10 protein-coding genes and 2 pseudogenes are annotated in these 12,821 nt (G+C 69.4%); 1 reads left to right on the top strand and 11 read right to left on the bottom strand.

What is annotated here, in order from left to right; translation table 11 throughout:
- Window positions 1–183 precede the first annotated feature (183 nt).
- From ACZ3KP_RS39435 to ACZ3KP_RS39390, 10 genes and pseudogenes are all read right to left on the bottom strand, one after another.
- On the bottom strand, window positions 184–753 hold the full coding sequence (locus ACZ3KP_RS39435) for a DUF4232 domain-containing protein (protein WP_467505796.1): 570 nt from the start codon (window positions 751–753) through the stop codon (window positions 184–186).
- Between the two features lie 712 nt (window positions 754–1,465).
- Window positions 1,466–1,702, bottom strand: a pseudogene (locus ACZ3KP_RS39430) (transposase); the annotation flags it as partial.
- A 192-nt stretch (window positions 1,703–1,894) separates the two neighbouring features.
- The gene (locus ACZ3KP_RS39425) at window positions 1,895–2,668 is read right to left on the bottom strand and encodes a hypothetical protein (RefSeq protein ID WP_467505795.1); all 774 of its coding nucleotides are present in this window, start codon (window positions 2,666–2,668) and stop codon (window positions 1,895–1,897) included.
- Between the two features lie 223 nt (window positions 2,669–2,891).
- Complete coding sequence (locus ACZ3KP_RS39420) at window positions 2,892–3,392, bottom strand: hypothetical protein (RefSeq protein WP_467505793.1); 501 nt, start codon at window positions 3,390–3,392, stop codon at window positions 2,892–2,894.
- 643 nt (window positions 3,393–4,035) lie between these two features.
- Window positions 4,036–4,695, bottom strand: a complete 660-nt coding sequence (locus ACZ3KP_RS39415; RefSeq protein ID WP_467505792.1) for a DUF5825 family protein — start codon at window positions 4,693–4,695, stop codon at window positions 4,036–4,038.
- 27 nt (window positions 4,696–4,722) lie between these two features.
- The gene (locus ACZ3KP_RS39410) at window positions 4,723–6,687 is read right to left on the bottom strand and encodes a RiPP maturation radical SAM C-methyltransferase (RefSeq protein WP_467505791.1); all 1,965 of its coding nucleotides are present in this window, start codon (window positions 6,685–6,687) and stop codon (window positions 4,723–4,725) included.
- Between the two features lie 82 nt (window positions 6,688–6,769).
- Window positions 6,770–6,892 carry a hypothetical protein gene (locus ACZ3KP_RS39405; RefSeq protein ID WP_358981307.1) on the bottom strand — a complete coding sequence of 41 codons (123 nt, stop codon included), beginning with the start codon at window positions 6,890–6,892 and terminating at the stop codon, window positions 6,770–6,772.
- A gap of 67 nt (window positions 6,893–6,959) precedes the next feature.
- Entirely contained in the window at window positions 6,960–8,837 is a 1,878-nt protein-coding gene (locus ACZ3KP_RS39400; RefSeq protein WP_467505789.1) for an alpha/beta hydrolase family protein, read from the bottom strand.
- Complete coding sequence (locus tag ACZ3KP_RS39395; RefSeq protein WP_467505787.1) at window positions 8,834–10,081, bottom strand: MFS transporter; 1,248 nt, start codon at window positions 10,079–10,081, stop codon at window positions 8,834–8,836. The genes ACZ3KP_RS39400 and ACZ3KP_RS39395 overlap by 4 nt, the downstream gene beginning before the upstream one ends.
- A gap of 1,059 nt (window positions 10,082–11,140) precedes the next feature.
- The gene (locus ACZ3KP_RS39390; protein ID WP_467505785.1) at window positions 11,141–11,350 is read right to left on the bottom strand and encodes a hypothetical protein; all 210 of its coding nucleotides are present in this window, start codon (window positions 11,348–11,350) and stop codon (window positions 11,141–11,143) included.
- Between the two features lie 286 nt (window positions 11,351–11,636).
- On the opposite strand from ACZ3KP_RS39390, the pseudogene ACZ3KP_RS39385 reads away from it, so the two are divergent.
- Window positions 11,637–12,528: pseudogene (locus ACZ3KP_RS39385) on the top strand (IS3 family transposase); the annotation flags it as partial.
- A 35-nt stretch (window positions 12,529–12,563) separates the two neighbouring features.
- On the opposite strand, the gene ACZ3KP_RS39380 reads toward ACZ3KP_RS39385, so the two are convergent.
- Window positions 12,564–12,770 carry an FAD binding domain-containing protein gene (locus tag ACZ3KP_RS39380; protein WP_467505784.1) on the bottom strand — a complete coding sequence of 69 codons (207 nt, stop codon included), beginning with the start codon at window positions 12,768–12,770 and terminating at the stop codon, window positions 12,564–12,566.
- Window positions 12,771–12,821 lie beyond the last annotated feature (51 nt).

The following is a 12,821-nucleotide window of genomic DNA, read 5'->3' as shown; positions in this document are numbered from 1 at the left end:
TTTGCCATCGGGCTTTGACGGACGTGAGTTTGTGTCATCGGAGTTTGATCATCGCAGGTCAGCGACTCAGCGCACCGAAGGTGCGCTGAGTCGCTGACCTGCACTTATGCGCAGATCCTCGCAAACGTGCAGGTCAGAGCCTTGCGATCGTCATGCAGGCTGCTCGATTGTGGGGACGGGGGGTCAGGAAGGCTTGACCGCCGAGACCGGGGTGACGGTCACCTTGTTGTCGCACTCGGCCCACACCCCGTCGTTCAGGGCGACCTGGTGCTTCCCGGAGTGCGGCAGCCCGATGACCATCGTCGGATACGTCACCGGGTCCTTGCCCGACAGGCAGTAGCCGTCGGCCTCCCCCTGGACCTGGACGAAGGTCAGCTTCACCCACGCCTTGCCGTGCGGCCGGACCGTCACGGCGGCCGCCCTGCCGGTGCGGGTGACCTTGAGCGGGGTGTTGTGGGCGGGGGAGCCGTTGCCGGCGCCCGCGACCGTCGGATGGCCCTTCAGGACGCACGTCCTCCGGGAGACGTTGGTGAACTGCACGACCGCCGCCCCGGTCCCGGTCCCGACAGGCCGGTGGACGGCCTGCCAGGCGCTGACCTGGAGGGCGGAGGCCGGGCAGGCGGGCGGCGGGGTGGAGGTGGTGGTGCTCGCCGCCATGGCGGTGCCGGGCAGGATGCCGGTCACCGCCGCCGTGACGGCCGTGACTGCCGTCGTCGCCAGAGCCGCCCTGCGGATGCCGTTGTTGTTTCGCATGCCGTTGTCCCCCTGAGTCGTCTCGTCCGCGGGTTTCGGTCGTCGGTTGTTGCCCCGCGGTACGCGTGGTCGTGGTACGTGAGTGCAGACAGGGCGGGAGAGCGCCAGGGTTCCGGGCGGCGACTACTTGTGACAGAGCGGTGACGGCAGTGCGGGTGCCGATTAACCACCGGCCTGGTCAAGTCACATGTTCGTACTTATGTAGGGTTCCACCCAGCCGGTCCCGTCGGCGCACCTCCAGGTGCCTGCTCGTCTCTGGCATGCTGATCGGTTCGGGTAGCGGGCGGAGCGGCTTGCTTGAGCGTCCGGTGCGGCCGGTGCTGGTTGCATTGGCCCTCGAACTGCGTGGAGCAGGTGGCTCCGGTTCCAGATCAAGGTGCGGTCGCGGAGCTCCCTGCGGCTGGTCCCATTTTGATCCGCTGATCCACGATGGCGTCCGTGGGCACACCCGCGTACCGGTCCTGGAAGTACTGCCAGTCGACCTTTTGGGTGTACGAGTTCATGGCATGGGCGGCGAGCTTGGTGAACCAGTTGCCCGACTTGATGTCGTCCGCGCTCAGACCCTTGACGAAGTCCTTGATCTCGGCCTGCTCCTGCCCGACGGCCTTCCGGTCGGCGGCTGAGGGGTGGGGGCACCCCGGCTGCCGTCGCCGCGAGTTGATGCGGCGAGCGGCACAACGGCCGCTCCGGTGCCGTGGCGAGCCTTCTGCAACTTCGCGAAGTAGCCGTAGACCGTGTTCCAGTGCGGAAAGTCGTGCGGGAGGTAGCGCCACTGGACCCCGGTGCGCTCCACCTACAAGATCGCGTCCATGATGTCGCGCAGATCGTGCTCGGGCGGCCGGCCGAAGTCCGGGGCCCGGCCGCGACGTTCGAAGCGCCGGGCCGGGAGCCCACTGGTGTCCCAGAGCCGCCGCGTCCGCTCCCAATGGCTTCGGGCCTCCTGTCGCATCTTCGGCGACTGGCATGCCGGCGGAACAACCCTGCCTGTTCGCGGAGGGGTCAGCTGATCCAGACGACGTCCTGGTGCAGGGTGCGGTTGGCGAAGCAGATCATCGCTGACCTGGCCGCGGGCCCGCCCTGAGGGCAAGCGCGCGGCCGGGTGCACCCGGGCCGGCAGCGCCGGACGCAGTGCGCGAGCGGACTACTTGACGCCGACCCAGGTGTGCATGCTCGTCGAGTCGAGGTGGTGGGTGTCGGGGGACTGGTGGGCGACGTACCACGTGCCGGTGGTGGTGTCCTTGGCGCTGAGGCTGTACTGGCCGTGGGCGTCGGTGGTGGCCGTGGACATGAGGTGCCAGGTCGTGCCGCCGGACGGTTGGAACCACAGTCGCACGGTGGCGTGGCCGTAGGCATGCCATGCTCCCGCGGGGGACTGCTGGAGGCTCCCGGAGAAGGACAGCTTCTGGTTGTGGCGCGCGTGCGTGGTGCTCGGTCTGCCGCCGGTGATCCGGGTAGGGGTGCGCCACAGGTGCACTGCGTTGCCGTTGACGGGCAGCCAGTCGTTGTTGCCGAGGAAGGAGACGCGCCAGTAGCCGTTGGCATTGCTGCCTTGGCGGACGCCGCACAGGAATTCGTCCTTGCCGAGGCCCTGGCGTCCGACCGTGGTGGTAGCCGCGTTGTGCCAGCTCCTGCCGTCGGCGGAGTACTGCACCTGGACCGTGGTGCCGGGGGGCGGGGAGTCGGCCTGTCCCAGGGTGAGACGGCCGGCGATGCGGCCCTGGCCCGTGGCGTCCTGGGAGATGCTGAGGCCGGTGAACCGGGCTCCGGGCTGGGGAATGTGGACGCGGACGCGGACGCGGACGCTTTCGACGGGGCTCTGCTGCAGGTAGTCCGTCGCCTCGACACGGACCTGGTAGGCACCGGCCTGGGAGATCGCGATGGCGAATGCTCCCCGGTCGTCGCTGAGGCCGGGCAACCACGCGGAACCGGTCTGAGGTCCTGACAGGTCGACAGTGGTGTGGGGAAGGGGGAGTCAGGCGTCGCCGACCTTGCGCTCCACGACGCCGGTCACGGTGGTCGTGCCGCCGGCCGGTACGTTGACGTCCGGTGGCGAGGTGAACCGGATCCGGGTGGGTTCGGACGCTGGAAGGTCGGGTTGGGAGAGGTACGCATACGCATGGGTGTGGGTCCAGCTGTCCTCACGGCCGGGCGCGTATTCGCCGACAGTCTGTACCGCACCGTCGGCGTCGAACGAGGTCGTGAAGGTGCCGTCGGCAGGCGTCGTCGCCTTGCACGGTCTGGATGTCGGCCTCGCCCAGGATCTGGTCGAAGAGTGTCGGGAACTTCGCGTCCCGGTCCCGGATCAGATACTTGACGGTGATCCGGGGGTCCTCCAGGTCCATCACCAGGTTTCGTGCGGCCTGGCTTATCCATTGCGCGGTGGGGTGTGCCGTGGTGCCGAGGATCCGGATGCGGCGGGTGGCGTGCTCGATGACCGCGAGGATGTACTGGCGCTGGCCGGGCGGGGTGACGGTCTCGATGAAGTCGCAGGCCAGGAGGGCGCCGGCCTGAGAGTGCAGGAAGTCGGCCCAGGTGGTGGCGGCCCGGTCGGGTGCGAGGTCGATGCCCTCGGTCTTGAGGATCTCCCAGATGGTGGAGGCTGCGATGCTGATGCCGAGGGTGGCGAGTTCGCCATGCACCCCGTTGGTAACCCCACGACGGGTTCTCCCGGACCAGGCGCAGGATCAGGATGCGGATCGAGCGAACGGTGGGCGGGCAACCGCAGCCGACGCAGAACCTGACGCCGCAGCGGCACCAGCAGAGCGGCGGGGAACCCTCAGTCTTCCGAGGCAGACTTCGCCCCCTCTCCCCGAGTTGCCGTTCGAGGACCGTGATCCGGTGGCGCAGGGCGAGAAGCTCGCGTCCTTGTCGCGGTCGGTCATCGGTAGCAGCCGCAGCGCGGCGAACGCGTTGGTGATGGTCAGGTAGGCGAGACGAAGCAACACGAGCGCTCATCCTGCGTCAGCACCGAGCAAGCCCCTGAGCTGCATGGATGACATTCTCGGCAGGCGCAAAGTTCATGGCGGCGTATCACGCCCACCGTGATCCACCACGAGATGATCTTTGAAGACGGACTCCAGTGCCGCGACGCCGCCAAGTGGTGCTGGTTCAGGGCGATTTCACCCGGGCCGGTGCCCACGGCGGCGCTGTCGTCAGGTGACTCCCGCGGCACCTGCCAGGTCTTCGTCCGCGCTTCCTTGCCCAGCCATCGGACGGCCGGGTCGCCCCGTGGACACCGACGCCCCGGCTCCCGGCAGCCTTGTCGGCCGCGGGAGCCGATGTTCACACGGCCATGCCTTCCTGGAGCCAGCGGGAGACCCGGTAGGGCAGCCACCAGGCCAGATCACCGACTCGCAGGACGAGGTGTTCGGCCGTGAACTCCTCCAGTACGTCGGCGGGTACGTCGGTGTGGTGAACTCCGGGGTCGAGAAGGCTGATGGCGTCCTGGTAGCGGGGTTCGTCGGCGGTGAAGCGGCGCAGGTCTCCCCAGCGACGGTCGCGGATCTGGACGAAGCCCGGACCTCGGCGCCAGACGAGCTTGCACAGGTAGTGGCGGGTTCGCCAGGCGTGCAGGGCCTCCTGGGCGTCCGCGAGACCGGTGATCGTGCGTGGCGGGTGCAGATGGGACAGTAACTTCCACTGGCGTGCGGAATGCTCCGGTGACAGGCAAAGGTCCCAGTCGACGGAGACGGCGTGTGCGGTCAGGTCGCGGACCAGGCGCAGCCGGTCGATCGCCGGGCGGTGGGCCGTGGGATCGGAGGTGGAGAGGTCGACGGTTGTGTCCAGCTCGGCGTGGCGGACGCCCCCGGCAAAGAGGCGGTTGACGTTCTCGGCGTCCGGAGTCACCGGGACGGGTCCCAGGAACATGCCCGGCAGCCGGCGGGCTTGCGGGTCGTGGTCGCGCCAGGCACGTATCGTCAGGTCCGATGCGGTGGCTGTCATCTGTGGTCCTTCGTCACGGCCAGGAAATCAGGACAGGGCCGGCGTCGGCTCGGCCGGAGCGCCGGCTGGGGAGGCGGCAGGCAGACCGGCCTCGGGGCGCGCGTGGACGTGGCGCATGTAATCCAGGCGTAGCAGGTCCTGGTTCACGGCGGCGGGGGCGATGTGGACGTACTGGCCCGCGTCGGTGAACACCACGCCGAGGGTGACCCACCTCTCCAGAAGAGCCTCGAGGTCCTGCGGTGTCCGCTCCGGGCCCCCTGCGGAAGCGGAGGCCGCAGCCGTCTTGCGGTGCAGCGCGGCAGCGGTGTGCGGTTGGTCCAGGAGCCGGAACACCGCGGTCTCGAACGGATCGGTGAGCTCCATGGTCCGCCAGTCGAACGAGTGCCGCCTGCTGACCAGCACGATGCGGTCACCGAGGTCGGTGTGGGTGAGGCGGGCGTCGGCATGGTGCTTCTGCCAGGCGGCGAGGCCGTCGTTGAGGCGGCCCACCGTCGGCTCCGTGATACCGCGTTGCGGGGCCTGGAAGACGTAGGCCAGGTCGTGCAGTTCCGCCTCGGGCAGGTCGTACGTGAACAGGTAGTGCTGCTCGGGCCGCAGCCCGGTGAAGCCCAGTTCGGGCCGATTGAAGTACGGGCTGAAGCGTTCGATGGCGATCCGGGCGGACAGGTCGACCGGCGGGTCGAGGTGTTCCAGCGCGGGGAGTTGGCGGATGACGGGGTCGTAGTCGTCCGCCGTCTCACCGGGGAAGCCATGCAGGTAGTTCCATGACACCGCGAGCCCGGTCTCCGCCGCGTCGCGGAGCATGCGCACGTTCTGGCAGCCGCTGACTCCTTTGTCCATGAGGTCGAGGACCTGGCTGTTGAGGCTTTCGATGCCGGGCTGGACGTAGATGAGCCCCGCGTCCGCCAGGACCTGTAGTTGCGGGCGCCGCATGTTGGCCTTGATCTCGATGTGCATGCGCAGGTCGTATCCGCTGTCGATGATGCGGGGCAGGACCGTGGAGAGATAGCGCATGTCCAGGATGTTGTCCACCACGTACATGTCCAGCACCCGATGGCGCTCCGCCAGGTCCATTATTTCCTGGTAGAAGGTGTCGGGGCTCTTGCTGCGGAACTCCATGAACGAACCGTTCAGACCGCAAAAGGTGCAGTGGTGCTTCTCCCCCCACCAGCAGCCGCGCGCGCCTTCGACGACCAGTTTCGGCTCCACCCATTTGTGTGCGACACAGGCGGCGAGACGCTCGAAGTAGCCGCTGTAGTCGGGGGGCAGGATGGCGGCGGGCGGCAACGGCCCGGTCGGCATCGGGTTGGCTATGTGCGCGGTGTCCGGCGTGCGGTGGCACAGCCCGGGGATCGATGCCGCAGCGGCCCGGTCGTCGCCCTGCAGCGCGGTCAGCAGCCGGGGGAAGGCGGCTTCGCCCTCGCCGCGGACCACGTAGTCGACGAAGGGGAAGTTGCGGTGGACGGCGGCCCCCTGTTCGCCATCGCAGTTGGCGCCGCCCATGACGGTCACGACGTGCGGGGCGAGGCGTTTGATCTGCCGTGCGGCGGCCAGTGCCGCGGCGTTCTGCTGGAAGGTGGACGTGAAGCCGACGACGTCGGGCCGGAGCTCCACGACCCGACGGGCCACATCCGCGACGAACTCGGGGACGACGCGGTGCAGTTCCCGGGTCATGCGCATCCGTGACCGGCGCAGCTTGTCCGTCATCACGGCGACGAACTCCGAGTCCTTCCATTCCGGGTCGTCGTAGAGGGCGGAGGAGAAAACCCAGTCACCGCAGCCGAGGAAGTAGGAGGACAGCGCGTAGTAGTCGTAGTCCTCGGCGGTGAACTCCGTGCGGCTGGTGATCCAATCGGTGAACTCCAGGTTGGCGTGCAGAACCTCACACGTCGCATCCGGGACGTGTTCGTCGACGCTTCGTTTGAGGATGCCGAGGGCCAGTGAGGGCAGATCGATAGGTGACCAGGGCATGTTGACGAGAAGAACGCGCACGGTGGCTCCTTGCGCACGAGCGGGCGGCGGGTATCGGGGAGGGAGCCCGGCCGGCCCCCGGGGGGACCGGCCGGGCCATGGATTACTCCTCGTCGCTGCCGCCGTCGGCGTTGCGGATCGGGATGGTGATGGTGATGCCGACCTTGGGCTTGCGGTTCTCCTCGTCGTCTTCGAGCGGGTCGTTGTGGATGATGTCCTTCTGCATGGTTGTCCTCCTTCTCGGGTTCTCTCGAGTGGGTGGTGCCGTGCACGACCCGGTCCCGCTGTGTGCGTCAGCGGGACCGGGGTCCTCCCGGACGAGCCGGGGGACGTGAGGGGCCGGCGGGTGCCGGGGCGCGCAGGTGGGTGCGCAGGAAGGTCAGGGCGCGGCGCAGGACGGCGACGTGTGTCGCGCCGTCGTAACCGTCGTGTCCGGTGTCGAGCCACAGCTGCTCGTGTTCGACGCCCGCGGCGGTCAGGGCGGTGAGGTAGCTGCGGATCTGCTCGGGCGGGCACTTGACGTCCTTGTGCGCGCCGACGACGAGCAGTGGTGCTGCCACGTCTGCCGCATAGCTCAAGGGCGAGCTGAAGGCGTAACGTTCCGGCACCTCTTCGGGGGTTCCGCCGAACCATCGGACGTCCAGGGCGCGCAGCGTGGGCGTGGTCATCCGGTGGGCGGTGACCCAGTCGGCGACGGGTTTGACCGCGATGCCTGCCTGCCACAGCTCCGGGCGGGAACCGAGGGCGAGCAGAACCAGGTACGCGCCCCAGGACACCCCCCACAGGGCGATCGCCCTGTCGTCGACGAGTCCCCGACGGACGAGATCGGCTCGTACGGCGGCCAGGTCCGCCACCTGGGTGTGGCCGACACTCCCCGCACCGGCCCCGAAGGCGCGCCGCCAGCGGGGGCCGTAGCCGGTGGAGCCGCGGTAGTTGACCCGTGCGACGGCGTAGCCGGAGGCCACCAGCGAGTGAACCACGCCGTCGTAGGCGTCCCTGTCGTGGTCGGCGGGCCCGCCGTGGACCAGGAACACGGCCGGCGGCAGAGCCGCGGAACCGGTGTCCGGACGGCCGGGCAGGCTCTCGCCGGAGGAAGAGGCGGGAGCCGAAGCGGAGTCGGTGCCGCAAGCGGAGTGCGGCAGACTGAGCAGCGTGTGGACGGGGCCGTCGGGTGTCGGGGTCCACAGGTCGGTGTGCCGGCCGGGTACGTGCGGCAGGGAGCCGGGCTGCGGCAGGGGGATACCGTCGGTCGCGTGGAGGACGGGCGGGTGGGCTGTGTCGGTCCACAGGTAATGCACCCCTCCGCCGGGCCGTGGCGCGGCATCGAGCAGGCTGCCGGCGGGCGTGGGGACGATGTGGCGCGTCCGGGTACGCAGGGACACCCGGTGCAGCAGCGAGCGGCCGTGGCGGTCCTGGCGTACCAGGACCTCACAGGTGTCGGGGTACCAGCGTGCGCTGATCTCGGTGTCGAAGCCGCACCAGTCGTGCGTGATCAGGCCGGTGCGCGGGCTCCAGGTCGCCAGCTGGTAGCGGTCCTCGCTTTCGTGGACCAGCAGCAGTTCGGGCCGCCCGGGCCTCGGTGAGAAGCCGCGGCACCAGAACCTGCCCCGGGGGCCGCCGGGCCGAGGGAGGGTGCAGATGACCCGTCCCGTGGCGGTCATGACGGTGATGGCCGCGTCACCGTCGGAGACTCCCACCAGGGCCAGCAGGTCGCCTTCGGGGGTGATGCCGCCCAGGCGGCACGGCCCGGGTGTGGTGAGGACCTCGCGCGGATCCCGCCCGCGCCGCCCCACCAGCACGCTCGTCGTCCCGTGCCGGGTCGCGACCGCCGCGGCGACCGTACCGTCGGCCGTCACCGCCAGACCGCGCGGCAGTCCGGCCGGTGCCCCCGGCAGGCCGGGCAGTCGGCAGCCTCCCTCGAACGGCTGGTACCACCAGTGCCCTCGCCCGTCCGTGTCCTCCTCGAACCACCACACGTATGCGTCGGCGTCGATGGCGCAGTGCATCGTGCCCCCGGGCCGGTCGGTGACCTGCCGGGTCCTGCGGGCGCCCGCATCCCAGGTGAACACCTCGCAGCGGCCGCCGGCGTCCGCCGTGAGCACCATGCGACGCGGGTCGCGCGCGCACACCTCCGGGAGGGCGCTGAGGAAGACCTTGAAGGAGTCACTCACTGCTGCCTCCCGTCCAGGGCGCCGCCATGGCCCGCCGCCGCACCCGCGCGGAGCACCCCGTGTGCTCTTGCCTGGGTGTACACCGCCAGGGCGACGAAGAGCACGGTGCACAGCATCGCGGGCGTCCGGGTGTTCCAGGCAGTGACCAGGACCGCTGCCGCGGCCGGGGCACCGGCGGCGGCCAGCGCGGACGCCGAGTCGAACACGCTCGCAGCCCGCGACTGCACGTCCGGCGGTGTGCAGGCCACGGCGGCACTGGACAGTACGACAGTGATCAGCGGCACCAGCAGGGACAGCCCGGCGAACGCCACCCCCCAGCTCCACACGCTGTCGGCCCACAGCAGGGAGCCGCACGGCACGGGCAGCAGCCAGGCGACCGACGTCAGCACGCGTGCCGGACCGAGCCGCCGCACCACCGGGGCCGCCATCAGGGAACCCAGCAACCCGGCCGCCCCGGATGCCGTGAGGACCAGACCGGTCTTGGCGCTGTGCGCACCTCCACCCAACTGGAACAGCGCGGTGTAGAACAGCAGTGTCAGCGTGCAACTGGCCGTCGACGTCCACACCACGGCCAGGCGCAGCACGGGGGAGCCGGCAACCGTGGCCAGCCCGGCTTTCGCGGCGCCGGGCCATGCACGCCACACCCCGCGCCACGGTGGACGAGGGCCGGCTTCCGGTGCGCCCGGGGCGGGGACGGGCAGGTCGAGGGGGGTACGAACGGCCCGTATGCCCAGGGTTGCTGCCGCGTAGGAGAGGGCGTCGGCCAAGAAGGGCAACGGACGGGCGAGTTGGAACAGGGCCCCGCCCAGCGCGGGACCGAGGATGAGCGAGACTTGATCGCCCACCTGCAATCCGGCGGCCGCGCGGGGCAGTTCGTCAACGGTGGCCAGGTGGACCAGGGCCCCGCGCGACGCGGCCTCGTAGACTATGGAGCACAGCCGCTCCAGCAGAGCAAGCGCGATCACCAGCCATAACGCGGGGCGGCCCAGACAGGTCAGCGCCAGCACCCCCGTGCCCAGGGCCGCGAATCCAGCCGAACCTGTCATGATGCGGCGCCGTTGTCCCTGGTCGGCCGGCACGGCGACGAGCGGTCCGAGAACCACCCCGGCGAGCGCGGCAGCGCTGGCGAACGCGCCCGCGGTGCCCGGGGAGTGGCCCAGATCCAGGAGCAACAGCGGAAAAACCAGCCCGGACGCCTGGCTGCCGAGTCCGTCGACCGCGTTGACCCACCACAGGATCCTCAAGTCACCGCGCCTCGGGGCGGGGCGAGGGGAAGGCGGCTCAAAGGGCGCGCCGTTCGCCGCGGTTGCCGGTGGTCCGGCCGAGGGGTGGTCCGTGTATTCCCCGCGTGACCGCCGGATGGCGGGGCCGGACTTGTCCTTGGGCGGGACGGGTCCGTCGGGGGGTTGCCGAATCGGAGACACGTCGACGTTCCCCACCCCCCGTACGCCCGGACAGCGGCGCTCGGCCGCCCTTTGTGTCGAATATGTGCGTGAAGCGTGAAAGTGAGCGGGAGCCTAGCCACTGCGGAACACCTGCGACAAGAGCCGGACACCGCGCAGTCACTGGCCCATACCCCGGGCATATGGCCGACGGCCGACTGTTCACAAGGGGCGGAACCGTGCATACGCGTCAGGCACCTCGGCGAGCGAGGCAGCGCGCCGGCAGGAAACGATCTGCTTCACGCCCGCACACCAACGGCGCGGTGCACCAGATGTTCCATAACGACCGACAAAGGGTGTCCACGACACAGGACCACGCCTTATGTACCGTTTCCCGTGCCGTGATCACGGGTGCGGACCTCGGCCGGGTCGTGTCCCTTCTCGTGGTGTAGCCGATCAAGGTGGCGGAATCGCCAGGTCACGGCTCGATTTCCCTCCCCGGAGGCGCTGTTGGGGCTCACCGAGCCGTTACCAGCGGCGATCGCCAGGAAGTCCGCAGTGGCAGATACCGGACGGCTCCGAAGCGGAGCCGCCAGACCGTGATCGGCTACACCACCACGAGGGACACGACCCTCGGCCGGGGCAGTCGTTGCGCAACCGAACGCAGGTGACGGCAACCGCGGTGACGGATGCGCTGCGAAGGTCGCCATCACGCGAAACGCGCCGCACTCCGCCTTCCCGATGCGCCGGAGGCGGCTGCACGCATTGGCCGACAACTCACCCCATCCACCGGCAAAGAGCAAGCAAACAACCGATGTCCGCTGAAGGCTGCGGATGCCGTCGCACCTGCCCTTACGAGGCGCCGGCCCGGCCCGGCTCGCCCAGCCCGGCATCGGGCAGTGTGCCGTGGACGAGGACGGGTCAGCTGATGCCGAGACGGCTGAGAGCGGTGGTCCGGTCGGTGACGCTCGCGCGCTGTGCCGCGGCGAGGGTGACCTTGCCGTCGCAGACCGCGGTACGCCGCTGGCTCTCGACGGGATCCTTCTTGTTGTTCACCCCGCCGCCCGTCTTGTGGCCCGGGTCGGCCGGTTCTCCCCAGAGGTTCCGCTCGTCGTTGGGATCGCCGTCCAATTCAATGCTCAGAAGGTGATCAAACAGCATCGCCCAGACGGCCGGTGCAGCCGTAGAAGGCCGTATTCAGCCGCTTCTCCTGGCTGGTGGCCGAGACGGGCGGCCGGACGCCCTTGGTATGGCCGCCTTTGCGGCAGATCGTCGACTTCAGGTTCGCCTGCGTGACAGCCGGGAAAGCCGCGCCGGGGGTGCACTTGGGTCCTCCAGCGGCGGGTCTCCTGCACGATCGGGTGACATCTGAACTGGTCTGCCCTGTGGGGCGGGTGGGAAGGATGTCACTATGCCGCGGATCAAGCTGCTGGAGCAGGGGAACGAGGTCCTGCGCCGGGCCGCGGCCTATCTGTCACAGGCGCATCTGCCCGGAAAAAGGATCTACCCGCTCGTGAAAGAGCTGGCCGCGGACGGGATGCCCGTCGCGGTCACGTGCCGGGTGCTGAAGCTCGCCAGACAGCCCCACTATCGCTGGCTCGACAAGCCGGTGGCCGATGCCGTGCTGTAGCAGGCGCATCGCGCGAACGCGCTGTTCGACGCGCATCGCGACGACCCGGAGTTCGGCTACCGCTTCCTGGCCGACGAAGCCCGCAGCACGGGATCCGGCATGGCGGACCGGACCGCGTGGCGCATCTGCCGGGACAACCACTGGTGGAGCGTGTTCGGCAAGAAGCGCGGCCGGGTCAAGAAGCCCGGGCCGTCGGTCCACGACGACCTGGTCCGCCGTGACTTCACCGCTGATGGGCCGAACCGGCTGTGGCTCGCCGACATCACCGAACATGGCACCATTGAAGGGAAGTTGTATCTCTGCGCGATCAAGGACCCTTGAGCAACAGAATCGTGGGCTATTCCATCGACGCGCGGATGAAGTCCCGCCTGGCCGTGACCGCCCTGCACAACGCCGTGGCCCGGCGCGAACACGTCGACGGATGCAAAATTTGTGCGCGCTTGATCGCCGCCGGATGGCCGGATCGATAGGGAGAGTCGGGGCAGCCCGTCACGACGCGGCCATGGAGTGCTTCTTCAGCCTGCTCCTGCTGCAGAAGAACGTCCTCGACCGCCGGAGCTGGACCACCCGCGAGGAACTGCGGATGGCGATCGTTACCTGGATCGAGCGGACCTATCACCGCCGCCGCAGACAAGCCTCACTCAGCCGGCTGACCCCCGTCGAATCGAGACCGTCATGACCACGCCCGCCGTCCAGGCCGCGTGACCGAACCTGTCACCCGAACCTGCAGCAGACCCGTTCCTCGATCCCGGTCAGCGGCAGGCGGGTGATGTCCACGACCGTCGACGGCTGTTCGTTGCCCTCCCGCATGAGGCCGACGAGGTTCGTCCCGCCCGCGAGGAACTTCACGACTTCGCCGTCCGCGATCGTGCGTAGCGCCGTACCCCGGTCCGGTGCGCTGACGTTGGAGAACGACTTCACTTCGCGACCTCCTGGCTTGAGGCCCACGGTCACGCCTGTCCATGCGGCAGC

Source organism: Streptomyces sp. NPDC020958, from assembly GCF_055562175.1.
The sequence above is the reverse complement of the archived record's forward strand: the minus strand, read 5'-3'. Positions and strand labels throughout refer to the sequence as shown.

Coding starts and splice junctions, on each gene's coding strand:
- ACZ3KP_RS39435 (WP_467505796.1), bottom strand. CDS start 753: ATGCGAAACAACAACGGCATCCGCAGGGCGGCTCTGGCGACGACGGCA.
- ACZ3KP_RS39415 (WP_467505792.1), bottom strand. CDS start 4,695: ATGACAGCCACCGCATCGGACCTGACGATACGTGCCTGGCGCGACCAC.
- ACZ3KP_RS39405 (WP_358981307.1), bottom strand. CDS start 6,892: ATGCAGAAGGACATCATCCACAACGACCCGCTCGAAGACGACGAGGAG.